Here is an 18739-nt window from a genome sequence, read left to right on the forward strand (position 1 = left end):
AACTGACGTGGCCGGCGAACCGGAATACACGGCCTCCCGGCCCGCCACCGGAAATCGGCGAAAGGCCGGAAGCCGGAACGGGCCGAAAGCGGAAACCGCCCGGAAAACCCGGCCGCTCCGCCACTTTACGGAGCCGGCGCAGCGCCGGGAAATGCTTCCGGGCGCTGAACTATGCTTCGCGGACATGGATCTGGAATTGCGGCATCTGCGCGCTTTCACCGCGCTCGCCGACCACGGCTCCTACACCCGCGCCGCGGCCGCCTCCCACCTCACCCAGCCCGCGCTCTCCCGCACGATCCAGCAGCTGGAGGCGGCGTTGGACGTCCGCCTGGTCGACCGCTCGTCCCGGCACACCGCCCTCACCCCCGCGGGCCGGGACTTCCTCGGCCACGCCCGCCGCGTCCTCGGCGACCTCGACCGCGCGGTCCGGGAGACGCGCGCCCACCGCACGCTCCGCCTCGGCTTCAGCTGGCTGCTGCCCGACCCGTGGGCGCAGCGCACCCTCGCCCGTTTCGAGCGGGCCACCGACGCGGAGGTCACCCTCGTACGCGTCGACGATCCGGCCGCCGCCCTCGCCTCGGCGACCGTCGACATCGCCGTGTTCCGCGGGCACACCGCGCCCGCCGGGGCGGCTGTCCATCCGCTCTTCGACGAGGAACGCGTCGCCGCCGTGTCGGCTTCTTCCTTTCTCGCGGACCGGGAAAGCCTCGACTGGTCGGAATTGCCCGCGTGGCCGCTGGTGGTGAATACCGTCACCGGCACCACCACCCCCGATTCCTGGCCCGCCGGGGCCGCCCCGCGCACGGTCATTCCGTGCGCCAATTACGACGAATGGCTGGAGACCGTCGCCGCCGACCGCGGCGTCGGCGTCGTCCCGGCGCCGGCCGCCCGCCGCGTCACCCACTCCGGCGTCCGCTTCGTCCCCCTGACCGGCGCCCCCGCCGTCCCCGTCCGCCTCGTCCACCTCACCGCCGACGCGCGCCGCCCGCTGCTCCGCGCGTTCCTGCACGCCGCCACCGCCGCTGCCGCCGGGAGCGACGACGGCGTCCGGTGACCGCCTCCACGGTCACCGGACGCCGCACCACCGGGTGCGCACCCCACGGGCGCGCTCCCGCTCACAGCCCACGCGCGACCTCCGTCGCCCAGTACGTCAGGATCAGATCGGCGCCCGCCCGCTTGATGCCGGTCAGCGTCTCCAGGATCGCCTTGTCCCGGTCGATCCAGCCCTTCTCCGCCGCCGCCTCGACCATCGCCAGCTCCCCGGAGATCTGGTACGCGGCGACCGGTACGTCCACCGCGTCCGCGACCTTCGCCAGCACATCGAGATAGGGCAGCGCCGGCTTGACCATCACCATGTCGGCGCCCTCGTCGAGGTCGAGCGCCAGCTCCCGCATCGACTCGCGCAGGTTCGCCGGGTCCTGCTGGTAGGTCTTGCGGTCGCCCCGCAGCGACGAGCCGACCGCCTCGCGGAACGGCCCGTAGAACGCCGACGAGTACTTCGCGGTGTACGCCAGGACCGACACGTCCTCGTGGCCGGTCTGGTCCAGCGCGTCCCGGATGACGCCGACCTGACCGTCCATCATCCCGCTGGGCGCCACCACATGGGCGCCCGCGTCCGCCTGGACCTGCGCCATCTCGGCGTACCGCTCCAGCGTCGCGTCGTTGTCGACCCGGCCGTCCGCGTCCAGCACCCCGCAGTGGCCGTGGTCGGTGAACTCGTCCAGGCACAGGTCCGACATGATCACCAGATCGTCGCCGACCTCGGCGCGCACGTCCCGCAGCGCGACCTGGAGGATGCCGTCCGGGTCGGTGCCGACGGTGCCCGCCGCGTCCTTCTTCGCCTCCTCGGGCACGCCGAAGAGCATGATCCCGGAGACGCCCGCCTCCAGCGCCTCGACCGCCGCCTTACGGAGCGTGTCGCGGGTGTGCTGGACGACGCCGGGCATCGCCGAGATCGGCACCGGCTCCGAGATCCCCTCGCGGACGAACGCCGGGAGGATCAGATCGGCCGGGTGCAAACGGTGTTCGGCAACCATCCGCCGCATGGCGGGGGTGGTCCGCAGCCGCCGGGGCCGCGCGCCGGGGAAGGTTCCGTACTTCGTCATGCCGTCCACGCTACGCCCGCCTTCCCGCTGCCTTTGCCGACGCGGCGTCGGGCCCCCGCCCCCGGAAACGCCGCCGCCCCGCACCCGCCGGAGCGGATACGGGGCGGGGCACGGCAGAGACCGGCGTTACGGCGTCGCGCGGCGGCGGCGCGAGCCCGGACGCCGCTCGCTGGGCCGGGTCACCGGGTCGCCCGCCTCGATCGCGGCGTCCCGGCGCGCAGCGCCGAAGTCCGCCAGCGCCTCGGCCAGCTTGTGCACCGACGGCTCCGGCGACATCACGTCCACCCGCAGCCCGTGCTCCTCCGCCGTCTTCGCGGTCGCCGGGCCGATACAGGCGATCACCGTGACGTTGTGCGGCTTGCCCGCGATACCGACGAGGTTGCGGACGGTCGAGGACGAGGTGAAGAGCACCGCGTCGAACCCGCCGCCCTTGATCGCCTCCCGGGTCTCGGCCGGCGGCGGCGACGCCCGCACCGTGCGGTACGCGGTGACGTCGTCGACCTCCCAGCCCAGCTCGATCAGGCCCGCCACCAGCGTCTCGGTGGCGATGTCGGCGCGCGGCAGGAAGACCCGGTCGATCGGGTCGAAGACCGCGTCGTAGGGCGGCCAGTCCTCCAGCAGCCCGGCCGCCGACTGCTCACCGGACGGCACCAGATCGGGCTTCACGCCGAAGGCGATCAGCGCCTTCGCGGTCTGCTCACCGACCGCCGCGACCTTGATCCCGGCGAACGCGCGGGCGTCGAGCCCGTACTCCTCGAACTTCTCCCGGACCGCCTTGACGGCGTTGACCGAGGTGAAGGCGATCCACTCGTACCGGCCGGTGACCAGGCCCTTGACCGCCCGCTCCATCTGCTGCGGGGTACGCGGCGGCTCGACGGCGATCGTCGGGACCTCGTGCGGCACCGCGCCGTACGAGACGAGTTGGTCGGAGAGCGACGCGGCCTGCTCCTTCGTCCGCGGTACGAGGACCTTCCAGCCGAACAGCGGCTTGGACTCGAACCACGACAGCCGGTCGCGCTGCGCCACGGCGCCCCGCTCACCGACCACGGCTATGACCGGCTGCCCGCCGTCCGGCGACGGCAGCACCTTCGCGGCCTTCAGCACCTGCGCGACCGACCCGAGGGTGGCGTTCCAGGTGCGCTGGCGGGTCGTCGTCCCGGCGACGGTGACCGTCATCGGGGTGTCGGGCTTCCGGCCCGCCGACACCAGCTCACCGGCGGCCGCGGCCACCGAGTCGAGGCTGGTGGAGACGACGGCGGTCGCGTCGGAGCCGCCCAGCTCGGCCCAGCAGCGGCCGGTCGCCGTCCGCGCGTCGACGAACCGGACGTCGGTGCCCTCGGCGTCGCGCAGCGGCACCCCGGCGTACGCGGGCACCCCCACGGCGGTGGCGATACCGGGCACGACCTCGAAGACGATGCCCTCGGCGGCGCACGCCAGCATCTCCTCGGCGACGTTGCCGTCCAGGCCGGGGTCGCCGGTCACGGCACGGACGACCCGCTTGCCGGAGCGCGCGGCCCCCATGACAAGATTGGCGGTGTCGCGCAGCGAGGAAACTTCTGCGGGCATGACGGGCTTTGACGCCTCGTCAGCTGACGCTTGCAGCGGAGTGTCCACCTGCGGGCGGGCGTGCGTACGCACGACGTCCAGCACCTGCGGGTCGGCGATCAGGACGTCCGCCTGAGCCAGTGCCTCCACGGCACGCAGCGTCAGCAGACCCGGATCTCCCGGCCCGGCACCGAGGAAGGTGACCTGACCGGAGGCGGAGTGATTCGGGGCGGTGGGGTTCAAAGTGCTCGCTCCCCCATAAGACCGGCCGCACCCTTGGCGAGCATCTCGGCGGCGAGTTCACGGCCCATGCGCAGCGGCATCGTGACGTCGTCGGGAGAGGCGGGTACGTGCCCGGTGGTGGACAGCTGCACCAGCGCGCTGCCGTCGGTCGTGCCGACGACGCCGCGCAGGCGCATTTCGGTGACAGCCTGTTCGCCGGCCGCGGGGCCTCCTCCGCTCGAACGGAGCCGAGCGTTCGGGGGAGAGTCGGCCAGCGCACCCACGGGTGCGGAGCAGCCGGCCTCCAGGGCGGCGAGCAGGGAACGCTCGGCGGTCACGGCGGCCCGGGTGAAGGGGTCGTCGAGTCCGGCGAGCGCGGCGGCGAGGTCCGCGTGGGCCGCGGCACACTCGACCGCCAGTGCCCCCTGGCCGGGGGCGGGCAGAACCATGTCGGGCGACAGCAGCTCCGTCGCCTCGTCGATACGGCCGATCCGGGTGAGCCCGGCGGCCGCCAGTACGACGCCGTCCAGCTCGCCCTTCTCGACGAAGCCGATCCGGGTGTCGATGTTCCCGCGTATCGGCACCGCCTCGATACGGCGGCCCAGCGACCGCGCCCAGGCGTTGAGCTGCGCCATCCGCCGCGGGGAGCCCGTCCCCACCCGGGCGCCGTCCGGCAGCTCCTCGAAGGTGAGCCCGTCACGGGCCATGAGCGCGTCCCGCGGGTCCTCGCGCCGCGGCACCGCCGCCAGCGTCAGGTCCTCGGGCTGCGCCGTCGGCAGATCCTTGAGCGAGTGGACCGCGAAGTCGATCTCCCCGGCGAGCAGCGCGTCGCGCAGCGCGGAGACGAACACGCCGGTGCCGCCGATCCGCGCGAGCTGCTCGCGGGAGGTGTCGCCGTACGTGGTGATCTCCACCAGCTCGACGGGGCGGCCCGTCAGCTCGCGGACCGCGTCGGCGACCTGTCCGGACTGGGCCACGGCGAGCTTGCTCCGCCGTGTGCCCAGCCGAAGGGGCGTACCCCTCGTTGTGCTGTCAGTCATGCCCGCTCCCGTGCTGCATCGTGCCTGTCGGCCCGCGTATCGGCCCTGCTGACGGCGGCGACCGTCTGGGGGTCGAGATCGAAGAGTTCCCGCAGCGCGTCCGCGTACCCGGCGCCGCCGGGCTCGCTCGCGAGCTGCTTGACCCGCACGGTGGGCGCGTGCAGGAGTTTGTCGACGACCCGGCGCACGGTCTGGGTGATCTCCGCGCGCTCCTTGTCGTCCAGGTCGGGGAGGCGGCCGTCGAGGCGGGCCATCTCGCTCGCCACGACATCGGCGGCCATGGTGCGCAGCGCGACCACGGTCGGCGTGATGTGCGCCGCCCGCTGCGCCGCGCCGAACGCCGCGACCTCGTCCGCGACCAGGGACCGCACCTTGTCCACATCGGCCGCCATCGGCGCGTCCGCGGACGCCTGAGCCAGCGACTCGATGTCGACGAGGTGCGCACCCTCGACACGGTGCACGGCGGCGTCGATGTCCCGCGGCATCGCCAGGTCCAGCAGCGCCAGCTCCGCGGTGCGTCCGGCGCGGGCGGCGGCGACCGCCTCGGCGCCGAGCACCAGACCGGTCGCCCCCGTACAGGAGACGACGACATCGGCGGCGGCCAGCTCCGCGTCCACGGCGGCCATCGCCACGGCGCGGGCCCGCAGACCGGTCGCCGCGCCCGGACCGCCCGGCTCGGTGAGGATCCGGGCCAGCCGCTCGGCGCGCTCCACGGTGCGGTTGGCGACGGCCAGCTCACCGATCCCGGCGCGGGCCAGGGTGGTGGCGGCCAGCGACGACATCGACCCGGCGCCGATCACCAGCGCCCGCTTGCCGCGCGCCCAGCCCTCGACGTCCGGGCCGCCGGCCAGCTGCTCCAGACCGAAGGTGACGAGCGACTGCCCGGCCTTGTCGATACCGGTCTCGCTGTGCGCCCGCTTGCCGACCCGCAGCGCCTGCTGGAAGAGATCGTTCAGCAGCCGCCCCGCGGTGTGCTGCTCCTGCGCGACGGCGAGCGCGTCCTTGATCTGCCCGAGGATCTGCCCCTCGCCGACGACCATCGAGTCCAGCCCGCAGGCCACCGAGAAGAGGTGGTGGACGGCGCGGTCCTCGTAGTGGACGTAGAGATGGGGCGTCAGCTCGTCCAGCTCGGCGGCGCCGTGGCGGGCCAGCAGCGTGGACAGCTCGGCGACACCGGCGTGGAACTTGTCCACGTCTGCGTACAGCTCGATGCGGTTGCACGTGGAGAGCACCGCCGCCTCGCTCACCGGCTCGGCCGCGACGGCCTCCTGGAGCAGCTTCCCCCGCACCTCGGGCGCGAGCGCGGCCCGCTCCAGCGCGCTCACGGGCGCCGTGCGGTGGCTGAGTCCTACGACGAGCAAGCTCATGCCGGCATCACGGCGGGGACGTCCCCGTCCGGTCCCTTGCGGTCGTCGGCCGCTGCCGGTGCCGCGGCCGGTTCCACCGCGGCGGCACGGACCGCGGGCGCCGGTGCGGCCGCGTCCACACCGCCGTCGTCGCCCGCCTTGCGCTGCTCGTGGAAGGCGAGGATCTGCAGCTCTATGGAGAGGTCGACCTTCCGGACGTCCACACCGTCCGGCACGGTCAGCACGGTCGGCGCGAAGTTGAGGATCGAGGTGACACCGGCGGCGACGAGACGGTCGCAGACCTGCTGGGCGGCGCCCGCGGGCGTCGCGATCACGCCGATCGAGACGCCGTTGTCCTCGATGATGTGCTCCAGCTCGTCGGTGTGCTGCACCGCGATACCGGCGACGGGCTTCCCGGCCATGGCGGGATCGGCGTCGATCAGCGCGGCCACCCGGAAACCACGCGAGGCGAACCCGCCGTAGTTGGCGAGCGCGGCGCCGAGATTACCGATACCGACGATGACAACCGGCCAATCCTGGGTGAGGCCGAGTTCGCGCGAGATCTGGTAGACGAGATACTCCACGTCGTACCCGACACCGCGCGTCCCGTAGGAGCCCAGGTACGAGAAGTCCTTCCGCAGCTTGGCGGAGTTGACCCCCGCCGCGGCGGCCAGTTCCTCGGAGGAGACCGTGGGAACCGAGCGCTCGGAGAGCGCGGTCAGCGCACGCAGATACAGCGGAAGCCGGGCGACGGTGGCCTCGGGAATCCCTCGGCTTCGGGTCGCCGGTCGGTGAGTTCGGCCAGTTGCCACGGTGCTCCTGCGGGTAGAGCGGGGCTGCGGGCGGCCGTACGTCACCCGACCGCCCTGTCCTGTGCAGGCTATGTCTTTGTGAACGCGTGCACAAAGATGATGTCCGCTTTGTCTGGCCAAAGTGATCGGTGTCACGCGGCTTTTGACGCCGTTCGCGGAACCAACTTCCGCACCACGCCGTTCGCCCGCTACCCGCAGGTCACACGGGTTCGCCGACGGGAGCACGCGCCCTCACTCCTCACCGCTGTGCCCCCGGAAACCTACAAATCGCCCACCGATGGTAGTCGACCTCCGGGCCCTCCCACGCCGCCGCGCGCCCGGCACAATGACCCCATGACCCCCTCGTTCGGCATGTTCAGCCGCACCCCCCGCAAGAGCCCCGCGGAGCGCACCGTCACCCTCATCGGGAAGCCCGGCTGCCACCTCTGCGACGACGCCCAGGCCGTCATCGAGCAGGTCTGCGCCGAGACCGGCGCCTCCTGGGAGAAGAAGGACATCACCGAGGACGCCGAACTGCACCGCGCCTACTGGGAGCAGATTCCGGTCATCCTCGTGGACGGCGCCCAACACGACTTCTGGCGCGTCGACCCCGCCCGCCTCCGCACCGCCCTCGGAGCCTGAGCCGGACGCACAGCCTCCACCCGCCGCCCCGCCGCCCCGCCGCCCCGAAGGCCGGCCGCGGTGCAGCGCCCCCGCCCCGGCACCCCGCCCGGCCCGTCACCCGCCCTTCGGCTCCCCACCCGTTGCCCGACACCGGGCCGTCACCGGAACCGCCGAAGCGACTGGCTACGCTGTCCATATGGCCCGCCCGTCGCCCGACCACCGCCCCGGTAGGAGTCCCTTCGGGACACCCGACACGCCACCCTCCGAGGACCGTCCCGACGCGGTCACCCCCGGTGCGTCCGACGCGCCCGCCACCACCGGCAACCGCCTCGGTGCCGCCCTCTCCGGGGTCCGCGCCCCCGCCTGGCTCGGCCGCCGCCGTCGCCCCGCCACCGCCCGCAGCGTGCTGGCCGGCGAAGCCGCCGCCGAGGCCGCCCGCAAAACCTCCCAGGAGGCCGAGGAAGCCGAACAGGCGGAACAGGCGGAGAGCGCCACGGGCACCGCCGCGGAGGAGCCGGAGTTCCCGGTCGTCGGCGACGACCACGCCGCCGCCTTCTTCGACCTCGACAACACGGTCATGCAGGGCGCCGCCCTCTTCCACTTCGGCCGCGGCCTCTACAAGCGCCACTTCTTCCACAAGCGCGACCTGGCCCGCTTCGCCTGGCAGCAGATCTACTTCCGGCTGGCCGGCTCGGAGAACCCCGAGCACATGGCCGACGTCCGCAACAGCGCCCTCTCCATCGTCCAGGGCCACCGCGTCTCCGAGCTGATGTCCATCGGCGAGGAGATCTACGACGAGTACATGGCCGAACGCGTCTGGCCCGGCACCCGCGCCCTCGCCCAGGCCCACCTCGACGCCGGCCAGAAGGTCTGGCTGGTCACCGCGGCACCCATCGAAACCGCGACGATCATCGCCCGCCGGCTCGGCCTGACCGGCGCGCTCGGCACCGTCGCGGAATCCGTCGGCGGCGTCTACACCGGCAAGCTCGTCGGCGAACCGCTGCACGGCCCCGCCAAGGCCGAGGCGGTCCGCGCGCTCGCCGCCGCCGAGGGCCTCCAGCTCGCCCGCTGCGCCGCGTACAGCGACTCCGCCAACGACATCCCGATGCTCTCCCTCGTCGGCCACCCCTACGCCATCAACCCCGACGGGCGGCTGCGCAAGCACGCCCGGGAACACGGCTGGCGGCTGCGCGACTACCGCACCGGGCGCAAAGCCGTACGGATCGGCATCCCGGCCGCCGCCGGAGTGGGCGCGCTCGCCGGCGGCGCGGCAGCCGCCATCGCCCTCCAGCGCCGCCGCCGCTGACCCGCCCCTCCCCCGTACGCTGCCGCTGACCAGGATTGATCACCGGCAGCCGGGCGCGCCCGTTCGCCCCGGTGCCCCACCCTGCCCCACCTGCGGTCCGGTTGCTGGCGCTCCACCACAACACGCCCTCCAACCAGGCAGATTGCGTCACCTTTCGATCAAAAGCTGCTCAGTAATCGATACTACTTCCGCCACTATTCAGGCACGGACCGTAAGTAATCGATGATTTGAACAACTGGGTGTAGCGCTGCCTATACGAAGCGTTATTCTCCTCAGACGCATTCCGGAACCCGCACGTCCCTACGACGAGTGAATGGTCCCGCACTGCACGTGATGGAAGCTCTGCCTCTGGGAGTCCCGTGTACCCACACGTCGGGGTTGACGCCTCGGGCCTGGCTACGCTGCGTACGACGCTCGTCGACCACCTGCGCAGTTTTGTCCCCACCGCGTACGCCGTCCCCGCATTCGCCACAGCCGTCCCCGCCGGCCCCTGCTACGCCCTGGCCGACGGGAGCGCGGCGGTCGGCAAGCCCGCGACCGCCGGCAGATCCCGCCGCTCCGGCTCCGGCACGACCACCGCCCGCCGCCCCGTCGACAGCGACAGCCGTCGCATGATGGACCTCGTCGAACGCGCCCAGTCCGGAGAGGCCGAAGCCTTCGGCCGCCTCTACGACCAGTACGCCGACACCGTCTACCGCTACATCTACTACCGCGTCGGCGGCCGGGCCACCGCCGAGGACCTCACCAGCGAGACGTTCCTGCGGGCCCTGCGCCGCATCGGCACCTTCACCTGGCAGGGCCGCGACTTCGGCGCCTGGCTGGTGACGATCGCCCGCAACCTCGTCGCCGACCACTTCAAGTCCTCCCGGTTCCGCCTGGAGGTCACCACCGGCGAGATGCTCGACGCCAACGAGGTCGAGCGCAGCCCCGAGGACTCCGTCCTCGAATCGCTCTCCAACGCAGCCCTGCTGGAGGCGGTCCGCAAGCTCAACCCCCAGCAGCAGGAGTGCGTGACCCTGCGCTTCCTGCAAGGTCTCTCGGTCGCCGAGACCGCCCGCGTGATGGGCAAGAACGAAGGCGCGATCAAGACCCTCCAGTACCGCGCGGTGCGCACTCTCGCCCGATTGCTGCCCGAAGACGCCCGCTGACCCCTCGCCCGCCCCGCCCTCCCGTCCGCCGCCCGGTCACACGTACGTCCACTTTCGGTGACGTACGGTGAGCGGTCGTGCCCCCTCGGTCAGATCATCGTGTGTGCGTAACCCGTGTGCCGCGCCGCTCGTTGTGCGGGATGCAGGCTCCAAGCGGTCACGCCCTGTCCGCTGCCGCTCACTCCTTCGAGTGGCCGCGGAGGGCGGCGTGCAACCGTCCGGCCCGTCTGGATGGTCCAAGCCAGTCAGGGGAGCCGAGCGGGATGACGAGAGGAGGTGCCGCCCGTGATCACACACATCTCGGTGCACCGGCGGGCCAACGCCTTCGCCCAGGCCCTGGAGGATCAGACCTCCCGGGGCGCGGCCGAGGACCAGGACGACGACGCGGCACAGACGCCGGGTGAAGCACGACTGTTGGCGGTGGCGGACGGCCTCGGGGAACTCCCGAAGCCGGAGCTGGCCACCGAGGTGAAGAGCGTCCAGCGCGCCCAGCTGATGGCCGCGATGGAGGCCGCCTTCGCCGAAGGCACGCCCTCCGACGGCGCCCGGGTGCCCGGACAGCGTTCCCCCGGCGGCGCCCACCGTGCCGCCGAGCAGCTCGGGAAGCTGCGCCCGCACTCCCGGCTGACGAAGCGGCTCGCGGCGGGCGGTCTGACCGTCGGCGTCGCCGCCGGAGCGTTCAGCGGTGTCGCCGCCGCCAGCTCCGACGCACTGCCCGGCGACTCCCTCTACGGCCTCAAGCGCGGCATGGAGGACGTCAAGCTCGGCCTGACCGACGACGACGCCGACCGCGGCCGGCTCTACCTCGACCAGGCCGCCACCCGGATGCTGGAGGCCCGCCGCCTGATGGAGCGCGGCCGGGCCGCCGACCTCGACCACGAATCGCTCGCCGAGGTCCGCCGGACCCTCGCCGGGATCACCCACGACGCGGGCGAGGGCCACCGCCTCCTGTACGCCGCGTACGAGCGGGACGGCTCCCTCGGCCCCATCGAGACGCTGGACTCCTTCACCTCCTCCCACCGCGCCACCTGGACGCAGCTGCGCGACCGGCTCCCCACCCAGCTCACCGACGCGCGGGACGAGGTCAGCTCGGTCTTCGACGCGATGGACAAGCAGGTCAAGCCGTTGCGCGGGCTGCTGCCCACCCCGGAGAAAGCCGCGCGGCAGGGCGCCGCACCGGCCATGCCGGACCGCGCGTCCGGACAGCCGCGCCCGTCGGCGTCCGACGGGCGCACCCCGTCCGGCGCCGAAGGCGACGCCCGCCACCCGGCCGGTCCCTCGTCCACCCCGTCCGAGGAGCAGGGGCTGCTCGGCGGCGACACCGGGGGTCTGCTGGGCGGTTCCGCCCACGACGACCCCACCCCGTCGCACAGCGGCGGCAAGGGCTCCGCGGACCACCCCGACATCACGGTGCCGCCGCTCATCCCGGGCCTGCTGCCCGGTCTGGGCATCGATGGCGAGAACACCCGCGGCTGACGGCGTACGGCCCGCTCCCCACCGGCGACACACCGGGCGGGGAGCGGGCCGTACCGCTGTATCGGCGCGGGTGTCCCGCAGGTCTCAGAAGAAGACCGAGCGGCGCTGGACCAGCAGTTTGTAGAGCGTGTGCTGAATCGTTTCCCGGACCTGGTCGGTGAGGTTGAACATCAGCATCGGGTCGTCGGCAGCCTCCGGCGGATAGCCGTCCGTCGCGATCGGCTCGCCGAACTGGATCGTCCACTTCGTCGGCAGCGGCAGCGCGCCGAGCGGCCCGAGCCAGGGGAACGTCGGCGTCACCGGGAAGTACGGCAGGCCCAGCACCCGCGCCAGCGTCCGCGCGTTGCCGATCATCGGGTAGATCTCCTCGGCGCCCACGATCGAGCACGGCACGATCGGCACTCCGGCCCGCAGCGCCGTCGAGACGAAACCGCCCCGCCCGAAGCGCTGGAGCTTGTACCGGTCGGCGAACGGCTTGCCGATGCCCTTGAACCCCTCCGGCATCACCCCGACGATCTCGCCGCGCTCCAGCAGCCGCTGCGCGTCCTCCGCACACGCCAGGGTGTGCCCGGCCTTCCGCGCCAGCGCGCTGACCACCGGCAGCACGAAGACGAGATCGGCCGCGAGCAGCCGCAGATGCCGGTCGGCCGGATGGTGGTCGTGGACCGCGGTCTGGAGCATCAGACCGTCCAGCGGCAGCGTCCCGGAGTGATTGGCGACGACCAGCGCGCCGCCGTCCGCCGGGATGTTCTCCACCCCGCGGACGTCGACCCGGAAGTACTTCTCGGCCAGCGGGCGCAGCACCGACATCAGGACCTGGTCGGTCAGCTCCTCGTCGTAGCCGAAGTCGTCGACCTCGTACTCGCCGGTCAGGCGGCGCCGCAGGAAGCGCAGGCCACCGGCGAGGCGTTCGTCCAGCGAGCGGCCGCCGCGCGCCGCCGGCGGCGCCGGACGCGCGTCCCCGGTGCGGGCCTCCGGTACGGGCGTGAGGGAAGCGGTGCCGTTCACCGTCCGCCGGGCCTTGTGGCGCGCCCGGGGCTCCTCGCCGAACGGAATGACCTTGGCGTCCGCCATCTCGCGTGAACTCCTCACTGGGCCGGGCGCGCGGAAAGCGCGTCGGCGAGCCGGTCGACGGTACGGGCGAGGGTCCCCGGCGGCAGCAGCCCCGGGCCACGGCTGCGGGCGAACTCCGCGAACGTCTGAGCCGTCGTGTACTCCGGCTCGAAGCCCAACGTCTCGCGCATCTGCGTGGTGCGGACCACCCGGCCGTGGGTGAGCAGCCGGATCTGCTCGGGGGAGAAATCCGTGACGCCGACGGCGCGGAGCGCGGCGCCGGCCCAGGTGACGGTGGGCAGCAGCAGCGGCAGCGTGGGACGGCCCAGCCGGCGGGCGGTCTGCGACAGCAGCAGCACACCGTCGCCCGCGATGTTGAAGGTGCCGCTGTTCAGCGTCCCCCGGCGCGGTTCGGACGCGGCGATCAGCAGCGCCGCCAGCGCGTCCTCCTCGTGCACGAACTGCAGCCGCGGGTCGTAGCCGAGGACGGTCGGCAGCACCGGCAGTGAGAAGTACTCGGCGAGCGGGGAGTCCGCGCACGGCCCCAGGACGTTGGCGAAGCGCAGTACGCAGACCGCGACGTCCGGGCGGCGCCGGGCGAAGCCCCGGACGTACCCCTCGACCTCGACGACGTCCTTGGCGAACCCACCGGACGGCAACGACTTCGGCGGGGTGTCCTCGCCGAAGACCGCCGGATCGCGCGGGGCGGAACCGTAGACGCCGGTACTGGACTTGACGACCAGTCGCTGCACCCGGGGCGCCTTCTGGCACGCGCCGAGCAGCTGCATGGTGCCGATGACGTTGGTCTCCTTGACGGCGGTACGGCCGCCACGGCCGCCCGGCGGCGTGCTGTTGACGTCCATGTGGACGACGGTGTCGACGCCGGTCTCCGCCAGGACGCGGGCGATGGCCGGATGCCGGATGTCGGCCTTCAGGAACTCCGCACCGCCCAGCGGGTGCGCGGGGGCGACCGCGTCGACGCCGATCACCCGCTCCACGGACGGGTCGCGCAGGACGCGCCGGACGAACCGGCCGGCGAGCTGCCGGGCGACTCCCGTGACGAGCACGACCTTGCCCACGACCGGCACTCCTTCCGCCCTCGGCCCGCCGCCTGGGCCGAGCTGTGCCACCACGCTATCGGGTCGCCGTCGGACCACGGCGCCCCACACTGCCCAGGGCCGCGTTTCCCGCCCCACCGGCCCCAGGGCGCCGCGCCGCACAGCCCTGGAACGCACCGTGGCCCCCCACCGCACAAGGCGGTGGGGGGCCACGAAAACGCGATCCGCGTCGCTTACTTCTTGTTGCGACGCTGCACGCGGGTGCGCTTGAGCAGCTTGCGGTGCTTCTTCTTGGCCATCCGCTTGCGCCGCTTCTTGATAACAGAGCCCACGACTACCCTCGCTCACTTCGAATCACTCGGTGCGGGGCGTCCGAGCCCACACTACCTACATCGGGCCAGCCTACCCGGCGCCGGGCGTACGGCGTAATCGAGGGCCCGGGAGCCTCCGTCACGCCGATTCGACGCCTACGTAGGACTCCCGGAGGTAGTCGTGGACCGCCTGCTCCGGCACGCGGAACGACCGGCCCACCCGGATCGCGGGCAGATGACCGCTGTGCACCAGGCGGTACACGGTCATCTTCGACACTCGCATCACGGTGGCGACCTCCGCCACCGTCAGGAACACGACCTCGTTCAGAGGCTTCTGGTCCGCAGCCATGCCACACCTGCACCTTCCGCATATGACGGGCACCGGCTTCCCCTCCGGTCACTCTTCGTCGCTATGCGCTCACTCCCCAATTTAGGGGCGGGTGATGCGAGTGGGGAAGAGGAGCCACCGGGACCGCGAAAAGCCCAGCTAACAGGGCAGTTCCGCTCTATTGAGGACATACCGCCACAGCGGTCGGTAGTGCGCGGCGGCGACCGCGTCATCCAGCGGCACCACCGCGCACACCCGGCCCTCCGCCTCCCCGACGAACGGCCCCGGATCGTCCGCATCCGCCAACCCGATCGCCTCAAACCCCAGCTGACCTGCACCGCAGATCCAACCGTGATCACCGACGACCAGTTCCGGCAGCGGTCCGCCGCCCTCCGCCGCCGCCGCGAGCGCCAGCCGCACGGGGAGGGGCGAATGGGTATGCACACGCCCCTTCCCGGATGCGCCCCCCACGCCGGTCCCGCGCATCAGCGCGACTCCCCGTACGTAGTCGAGTACGTACGTGCGTACGCCGCACCGCGCCGTGAGAGGGGCGGTCAGGCCCCGCCCGGGGGTCAGTACGACGCATCCCGCCGTCGCGAGTCCCTCCGCGAGGGCGGCGTAGAAATCCAGCAGGCCGTGAGGGTGGCCGGTGCCGAGCAGCACCGGGGCGCGGCGGCGGGCCGCCGCGGCGATCCGGTCGGCGAACCGGCCCAGGGCGGCGAGCGTGCGGTCCGGGTCGATCACGTTCGGGCCCCGGGCGTCCGTCGGCTCCGCCGGCGCCCCGCAGACCCGCGCCATCAGCCGCGCCACCTCCGCGACCGGCCACTCCCCGACGGGGTCGAGCCCCAGCAGTACCCGGGGGTCGCGCGCCGCGAAGAGGCGGTAGCGGGCCAGGCTTTTCTCCCGCGGCGTCGCGAGGGTCCCCGCCAGCCGCGCCTCGATCAGATGGGCGCGCAGCGCACCGGTCCCCGACACGCCGCCATGCTCACCCGCCGTCCGCCCCCACGGGCCCGAACCGCCCGGTAGTCACACATCCGGGCGCACAGGGGCGGGCCGGAGCCGCGCCCCGTACTCCCCCGTGCCCCCGCACCTCACGGCAGCAGGCCGTGTGACGGGAAGACCGCGCGGCGGGTGGCGAGGATTGCCTGGTCGAGGCGGTCGGCGGGGTCGTAGCCGCTGTCGGTGAAGTCGCGCCAGCCCGGTTCGGCGCCGTCGGTCATGCGGTGCGGGGCGGGCCGGCGGGTGCGGCGGAACACCTCGTGCCGCCACTCCTGCGGCACCGGCGCCCCCGGGTCGAGCGGCCGTCCGGCGGCGATGGCCACCAGGTGGGTCCAGGCGCGCGGGACGACGTCCACCACCGCGTATCCGCCGCCGCCCAGTGCGAGCCACCGCCCGTCCGCGTACTCGTGGGCCAGCGTGTGGCAGGTGAGCGCCACCGTCCGCTGCGCGTCCAGGCTCACCCCCAGATGCGCCAGCGGGTCCTCGATGTGGGTGTCCGTACCGTGCTGGGTGACCAGCACCTGCGGCCGGAACGCGCCGAGCAGTTCGGGCACCACGGCGTGGAACGCCCGCAGCCAGCCCGCGTCGCCGGTGCCGGCGGGCAACGCGAGGTTGGCGGCGCTGCCCTCCGCGCCCGGCCCGCCGGTCTCCTGCGGCCAGCCGGTCCCCGGGAACAGCGTCCGCGGATGCTCGTGCAGCGAGACCGTCAGCACCCGCGGGTCCTCCCAGAACGCCGCCTGGACGCCGTCCCCGTGGTGCACATCGGTGTCGACGTACGCGACCCGCTCCACGCCCAGCTCCAGCAGCCGGGCGATGGCCAGCGCCGCGTCGTTGTAGACGCAGAAGCCGGCCGCCCCGCCCGGCATCGCATGGTGCAGCCCGCCCGCGAAGTTCACCGCGTGCAGCGCGTCCCCGCGCGCCAGCGCCTCCGCGGCGCCCACCGACTGCCCCGCGATCAGCGCGGACACCTCGTGCATGCCACGGAACGCCGGATCGTCCTCGGTGCCCAGCCCGTACCGGGCGTCCGCCGCGGCCGGATCGGCGGAGGCGGCCCGTACCGCGTCCAGGTAGTCGGCGCGGTGCACCAGCCGCAGCGTGGACTCGCCCGCGGGCCGCGCCGCGACCACCTCCACGGGCGCCCGGTCGAGCCCGAACGCCTCCACCAACCGCATGGTCAGCGCCAGCCGTACGGGGTCCATGGGGTGCCCGCGGCCGAAGTCGTAGCCCGTTACTGCCTCATCCCACATCAGCTGTGCGCGGCCGCTCATGCCCGTCACCGTATCGGGCACCGGATGACCCGAACGAGCGGGCGTACACCAGCGTCACCAGCACCAGCAGCATCGGTACGAGCATCGCGCCCCGGTAGCTCCACACGTCCCCGAGCGTCCCGACCAGCGGCGAACCCACCAGAAAACCCACATAGTTGAAGATGTTGAGCCGGGCTACGGCCCCGTCGGACGCCCCGGCACCGTCGTGCTCGTACGCCAGCCGCCCGGCCGCCGCGAAGGTCTGCGGCACGATCACGCAGAGCCCGACGCCGAGCAGCGTGAACCCGGCCATCCCGGTGCGCGGGCCCGGCGCCACCGCCACCACCGCGAAACCTCCCGCCGCGACGACCGTCCCGGCCCGCACCACCGCGCCCGCCCCGAACCGCCGCACCCCCAGATCCCCGACGGCCCGCCCCAGCAGCGTGGTGACCATGTAGACGTTGTACGGCACCGTCGCCAGCTGCTCGGAACTGCCCAGTACGTCCTGGAGGTACTTCGCGCTCCAGTTGGAGACCGTCGCATCCCCGATGTATGTGAACGCCATCACCAGACACAGCGGCAACAGCAGCCGCATCGGGACGGCGGCCACACCGCCGCCCGGTGCCCCGGCACCGTTCTCCCCGCCGCGGCCCCGCCCCGCCACCGCCGGCCCGTCGATGAACCACCGCCCGGCGACGACCGCCACCGGGACGAGCACCGCCACGACCGGCCCGTACAGCCCGACGAGCGACAGCTCCGCGTGCGCCCCGGCCCACGCCAGCGACGCCCCGGCGATACCGCCCAGGCTGTACGCGGCGTGGAAGCCGAGCATGATGCTCCGCCCGTACGCCCGCTGGAGGCTGACCCCGAGCATGTTCATGGCCGCGTCCAACGCGCCCACCGCCAGCCCGAACACGCCCAGCGCCACGGCCGCCTGTGTCATCGAAACGGCCGCGCCCGCCGCCACCAGCGCCAGGCAGACCACCGGCTGGACCGCGCGGAGCACCCGGCTCGGCCGGACCCGTCGCACCAGCCGCTCGGTCAGTACGCTGCCGACGCCGGCCAGCACCGGCACCGCCGCGAGAAAGGCGGGCAGCAGCGCGTCGGAGATCCCGTACCGGTCCTGGATCGCCGGAATGCGCGTCACCAGAAGCGCGAACACCGTGCCCTGGACGAAGAAGCTGAGGGCCAGCGAGACCCTGCCGTACCGCGCTTGCGTGCCGGGAACCCGAGGCGCCGTCATGGCCGCACAGCGTAGAACTCGCCCTTACCGAACGGTAGGTCGATGACACGGGTATTTCCGCGGTCGGCACCCGGCCGGCGGCGTAACTCCGTGCGCGCGCCGCCCGCGCGGAGTTACGCCGCCAGCAGCGCCGGCAGCTCCGCCATCTCCGCGAAGAGCCCGGTCGCCTCCGCCAGGCGCGCGGCAGGTGTCATCGCCGTGAATCCGTACACGTCCATTCCCGCTGCCCGCGCCGCCGCCACTCCCAGCGGACTGTCCTCGACCACGGCACAACGCTCCGGCGCCACACCCATCCGCTCCGCCGCGTGCAGAAAGAGATCCGGCGCCGGCTTCCCCCGCCCGACATCCTGCGCCGAGAAGATCCGTTCCTCCCCGAAGCGTCCGTAAAGCCCGGTCGTCCGCAGCCCCACCCGGATCCGCGCATGACTACCGGACGACCCGACGCAGTACGGCACCCCCGCCGCCACCAACCGGTCCAGTACGCCGTCGACGCCCCGCACCGGCTCCAATTCCGTACGGAACGCGGCGAAGACCCGCTCATGGAAAGCGTCATCGAACCCTTCGGGCAACCGCTTCCCGGACCTTTCCAGCACCAGATCATGAATACGGTGCATGGCGGAGCCCATGTAGTCCCGTATCGATTCCTCGTACGTGGTCGGGTGGCCCAACTCCGTCAGGTGCGCGGCGAGAATCCGATTCGAGATCGGCTCGCTGTCCACCAGCACACCGTCATTGTCGAAAATGACCAGGTCGTAGCGCATTCCCCGAGCCTAACCGGGCCTGAACGCAAAAATGCTCCGGCCCCCGGCAACCATCACTGGCTACCGGAGACCGGAGCTAAAAATTGTTCGGCGGCGTCCTACTCTCCCACAGAGTCCCCTCTGCAGTACCATCGGC

18 protein-coding genes are annotated in these 18739 nt (G+C 72.8%); 5 read left to right on the plus strand and 13 right to left on the minus strand.

Going from position 1 to position 18739, the window contains the following annotated elements; all coding sequences use genetic code 11:
- Positions 1-184 precede the first annotated feature (184 nt).
- The gene (locus ACZ4M8_RS22575; RefSeq protein ID WP_467609956.1) at positions 185-1054 is read left to right on the plus strand and encodes a LysR family transcriptional regulator; all 870 of its coding nucleotides are present in this window, start codon (positions 185-187) and stop codon (positions 1052-1054) included.
- Between the two features lie 61 nt (positions 1055-1115).
- Here the strand turns inward: ACZ4M8_RS22575 and hemB are convergent, their stop codons facing one another.
- From hemB to ACZ4M8_RS22600, 5 genes are all read right to left on the minus strand, one after another.
- Positions 1116-2105 carry a porphobilinogen synthase gene (gene hemB / locus ACZ4M8_RS22580; protein WP_467609958.1) on the minus strand — a complete coding sequence of 330 codons (990 nt, stop codon included), beginning with the start codon at positions 2103-2105 and terminating at the stop codon, positions 1116-1118.
- A gap of 126 nt (positions 2106-2231) precedes the next feature.
- Entirely contained in the window at positions 2232-3893 is a 1662-nt protein-coding gene (locus tag ACZ4M8_RS22585; RefSeq protein ID WP_467609960.1) for a bifunctional uroporphyrinogen-III C-methyltransferase/uroporphyrinogen-III synthase, read from the minus strand.
- Positions 3890-4912 (minus strand): hydroxymethylbilane synthase, encoded by a 1023-nt coding sequence (gene hemC, locus ACZ4M8_RS22590; protein WP_467609962.1) that lies wholly within the window; start codon positions 4910-4912, stop codon positions 3890-3892. Before hemC ends, ACZ4M8_RS22585 begins: the two co-directional genes overlap by 4 nt.
- A complete protein-coding gene (locus ACZ4M8_RS22595; RefSeq protein ID WP_467609964.1) occupies positions 4909-6279 on the minus strand; it encodes a glutamyl-tRNA reductase in 1371 nt (456 codons plus the stop codon). Before ACZ4M8_RS22595 ends, hemC begins: the two co-directional genes overlap by 4 nt.
- Positions 6276-7070, minus strand: coding sequence for a redox-sensing transcriptional repressor Rex (locus ACZ4M8_RS22600; protein ID WP_467609966.1), 795 nt, complete (start codon positions 7068-7070; stop codon positions 6276-6278). The genes ACZ4M8_RS22595 and ACZ4M8_RS22600 overlap by 4 nt, the downstream gene beginning before the upstream one ends.
- A 333-nt stretch (positions 7071-7403) precedes the next feature.
- Here ACZ4M8_RS22600 and ACZ4M8_RS22605 point away from each other — a divergent pair, with 333 nt between their 5' ends.
- The 4 genes from ACZ4M8_RS22605 (at position 7404) to ACZ4M8_RS22620 (ending at position 11603) form a co-directional block, all read left to right on the plus strand.
- The gene (locus tag ACZ4M8_RS22605; RefSeq protein ID WP_467609967.1) at positions 7404-7691 is read left to right on the plus strand and encodes a glutaredoxin family protein; all 288 of its coding nucleotides are present in this window, start codon (positions 7404-7406) and stop codon (positions 7689-7691) included.
- 385 nt (positions 7692-8076) lie between these two features.
- On the plus strand, positions 8077-8979 hold the full coding sequence (locus tag ACZ4M8_RS22610) for an HAD family hydrolase (RefSeq protein WP_467610026.1): 903 nt from the start codon (positions 8077-8079) through the stop codon (positions 8977-8979).
- Between the two features lie 359 nt (positions 8980-9338).
- Positions 9339-10127 (plus strand): ECF subfamily RNA polymerase sigma factor, BldN family, encoded by a 789-nt coding sequence (locus ACZ4M8_RS22615; RefSeq protein WP_467609969.1) that lies wholly within the window; start codon positions 9339-9341, stop codon positions 10125-10127.
- A gap of 285 nt (positions 10128-10412) precedes the next feature.
- Positions 10413-11603 carry a DUF5667 domain-containing protein gene (locus ACZ4M8_RS22620; RefSeq protein WP_467609970.1) on the plus strand — a complete coding sequence of 397 codons (1191 nt, stop codon included), beginning with the start codon at positions 10413-10415 and terminating at the stop codon, positions 11601-11603.
- A gap of 84 nt (positions 11604-11687) precedes the next feature.
- Here the strand turns inward: ACZ4M8_RS22620 and ACZ4M8_RS22625 are convergent, their stop codons facing one another.
- The 8 genes from ACZ4M8_RS22625 to ACZ4M8_RS22660 form a co-directional block, all read right to left on the minus strand.
- On the minus strand, positions 11688-12677 hold the full coding sequence (locus ACZ4M8_RS22625) for a lysophospholipid acyltransferase family protein (RefSeq protein WP_467609972.1): 990 nt from the start codon (positions 12675-12677) through the stop codon (positions 11688-11690).
- 14 nt (positions 12678-12691) lie between these two features.
- Entirely contained in the window at positions 12692-13735 is a 1044-nt protein-coding gene (locus ACZ4M8_RS22630; protein WP_467609973.1) for an NAD-dependent epimerase/dehydratase family protein, read from the minus strand.
- 212 nt (positions 13736-13947) lie between these two features.
- Entirely contained in the window at positions 13948-14046 is a 99-nt protein-coding gene (locus ACZ4M8_RS22635) for a 30S ribosomal protein bS22 (protein WP_003948845.1), read from the minus strand.
- A 118-nt stretch (positions 14047-14164) separates the two neighbouring features.
- Positions 14165-14374 carry a helix-turn-helix domain-containing protein gene (locus ACZ4M8_RS22640; protein WP_157848084.1) on the minus strand — a complete coding sequence of 70 codons (210 nt, stop codon included), beginning with the start codon at positions 14372-14374 and terminating at the stop codon, positions 14165-14167.
- 138 nt (positions 14375-14512) lie between these two features.
- Positions 14513-15328, minus strand: coding sequence for a phosphatase (locus ACZ4M8_RS22645; protein WP_467609975.1), 816 nt, complete (start codon positions 15326-15328; stop codon positions 14513-14515).
- A 116-nt stretch (positions 15329-15444) separates the two neighbouring features.
- Complete coding sequence (locus ACZ4M8_RS22650) at positions 15445-16620, minus strand: acetoin utilization protein AcuC (protein WP_467609977.1); 1176 nt, start codon at positions 16618-16620, stop codon at positions 15445-15447.
- On the minus strand, positions 16589-17842 hold the full coding sequence (locus ACZ4M8_RS22655) for an MFS transporter (RefSeq protein WP_467609979.1): 1254 nt from the start codon (positions 17840-17842) through the stop codon (positions 16589-16591). Before ACZ4M8_RS22655 ends, ACZ4M8_RS22650 begins: the two co-directional genes overlap by 32 nt.
- A gap of 113 nt (positions 17843-17955) precedes the next feature.
- Positions 17956-18603 carry an HAD family hydrolase gene (locus ACZ4M8_RS22660; protein WP_467609980.1) on the minus strand — a complete coding sequence of 216 codons (648 nt, stop codon included), beginning with the start codon at positions 18601-18603 and terminating at the stop codon, positions 17956-17958.
- Between the last annotated feature and the right edge of the window lie 136 nt (positions 18604-18739).

Source organism: Streptomyces sp. NPDC027185 (assembly GCF_055567035.1).